Here is a 1,655-nt window from a genome sequence, read left to right as displayed (position 1 = left end):
GTCCCGCATGGCGCCTTCTACCTCCCGCGCCTGCGCGCCAGCCTGCCGCCCGGCGCACTCTCGCGCGGCGACGCCACCACGCTCGATCTGCTGTCGCGCGTGTTTGAAGGCGTGCTGCAGGACGATGGCGTCGCGCCCGAGACGCGCGAGCTGCTGGCGTTCCTGCAGGTGCCGGTACTTAAGGCGGCCCTGCGCGACCGCAGCTTCTTCTACGAGGAAGCGCATCCCGCGCGGCGCCTGCTCGACTTGCTCTCGCAGACTGGCTGGGAGCAGCCAGCCGACCAGGACGATCCGGTCTACCACGCCATGCGCCGCAGCGTCGAGCGGGTGCGCGATGCCGAGCAGCCCGAGTTCGAGGCCGCCGTGGCCGAACTCGAAGCCGGCCTGGCCGCGCGCGACAGCGCGGAACAGGCGGCCATCGCCGGCCCGATCGCCAATGCCACGCGCCAGGAAAAGCGGCTCGCCGCCGAGCGCTCGGCCCAGCGCGCCGTGGCCCTGCGCCTGGCGGGCGAGCAGCTCGTGCCGGCCGTGGCGGGCTTTCTCGAACAGCGCTGGAGCGCCGCGCTGGCGCTGGCCTACACCATCGAAGACAGCCGCCCCGGCGCGATCGAGAATGCCACGCGCACGATGGAAGACCTGATCTGGAGCGTCAAGCCCAAGGCGACGCAAGAGCAGCGCAAGGCCCTGATTGCGCGCCTGCCGGCGCTGCTGGCAAGCCTGAACAAATGGCTCGACGCCACGCGCTGGCAGGACGCCGAGCGGCTCCAGTTCTTTGCCGAGCTGGCCGAGTGTCATGCGTCGATCGTACGGGCGCCGATCGAGCTGGCGCCCGAACGCCAGCTCGAACTGGCGGTGGAGGCGGCGCAGCAGGATGCGCTGCGCCGCGTGGCGCAAGAGCAGGCGCAGGCCGAGGACGAGGCGCATGCAAGCCAGGGCCCGGAAGCCGACACCCTGGCCGGCCTGGAGCGCGGCATGCGCCTCGAGCTGGCCGAAGGCGATCGCGTGCGCAAGGTGCGCCTGGCCTGGGTCAGTCCGCTGCRCACGCTGTATATCTTTTCCGGCGCCGCGCGCCAGGAAGCGTTCTCGCTGCCGGCAGGTCGCCTGGCGGATCTGCTGCGCGCCGGCGCGATCCGGGTCGTGCTGGCGGAAGGTGTCGTCGGCCGTATCCTCGGCGCCGCCGTCGGCAGCGAGGCGGTCAATGATGCAGGCCCGCCGGCCGGCCATCACGCCGCCGAGTAAGCGCTGGTCTATCAGCCTTCCGGCCATGGCCTTCGCCATCCCGGCGATGGTATGATGATCGCTTCTTTGCTACCTTCCTCTCCCACGCAACGTGCGCCTCTCTTCCATCAAATTGTCGGGATTCAAATCGTTCGTCGATCCCACCAATTTTCAGGTGCCCGGCCAGCTGGTCGGCGTGGTCGGGCCCAATGGCTGCGGCAAGTCGAACATCATCGACGCCGTGCGCTGGGTGCTGGGCGAATCCAAGGCCTCCGAGCTGCGCGGCGAGTCGATGCAGGACGTGATCTTCAACGGCTCCACGCACCGCAAGCCAGCCGGGCGCTCGTCGGTAGAACTCGTGTTTGACAACAACGCCGGCAAGGCCGCCGGCCAGTGGGGGCAGTACGCCGAGATCGCGGTCAAGCGCACGCTTACGC

The 1,655-nt window shown here is 69.8% G+C and carries 1 protein-coding gene and 1 pseudogene; both read left to right on the top strand.

Annotated features, from left to right (window positions below; translation table 11 throughout):
• Positions 1-1,239, top strand: a pseudogene (locus tag AC1DYN_RS32435) (DUF1631 family protein); the annotation flags it as partial.
• A 91-nt stretch (positions 1,240-1,330) separates the two neighbouring features.
• A partial coding sequence (locus AC1DYN_RS32430; protein ID WP_477966893.1) for an AAA family ATPase occupies positions 1,331-1,655 on the top strand: 325 nt, incomplete at its 3' end.

Source organism: Rhizobacter sp. P2_D12 (assembly GCF_056404395.1).
Note: the sequence above shows the minus strand (reverse complement) of the source record. Positions and strands in the feature narration are given on the sequence as shown.